This window comes from Janthinobacterium sp. FT14W (assembly GCF_009208755.1).
GTDB classification, from domain to species: domain Bacteria; phylum Pseudomonadota; class Gammaproteobacteria; order Burkholderiales; family Burkholderiaceae_D; genus Janthinobacterium; species Janthinobacterium violaceinigrum.
Genome location: NZ_WFLL01000144.1, coordinates 1 through 397, shown reverse-complemented (window position 1 = coordinate 397; position 397 = coordinate 1). Strand labels below are relative to the sequence as shown.

General features: G+C 57.7%; 1 pseudogene. It reads right to left on the bottom strand.

Annotated elements, in window-relative coordinates:
- Positions 1-74 precede the first annotated feature (74 nt).
- Positions 75-397, bottom strand: a pseudogene (locus GCN74_RS29085) (Nin-like protein); the annotation flags it as partial.

Here is a 397-nt window from a genome sequence, read left to right as displayed (position 1 = left end):
ACTTCGACGCCAGGCTTGCGGTAGTCGCGCAGCCGGCAGAATTCTTTGTATTGGTCCATTTTCGTAATCTCCTTCTAGTCCGTGCATCCACAATCGGTTAAGGCGTCGTCGAAGGGAAACAGCTCCCCGTGATTCATCGCCATGTCATACATCGCCTGGTAACTGGGCCTGTCCTTGCGGAACCAGCCGCCAGCACCAGATCCGGACGCCTGGGCGTTCTTTTCCTGCTGTATCCACCACAGGGCGCGGCTGGGCTTTTCCCGGATCAGGGATAGCACCTGGTTGCCGCCTTTCAGGAAGCACAGATCGCAGTTGCCGTGCATCGTCTTGCCGCTCATATTCGGCAGGCCCAGGTCAAAATCTTGTGCTGCCCAAAATGCGCTGACGTCAGCCACGG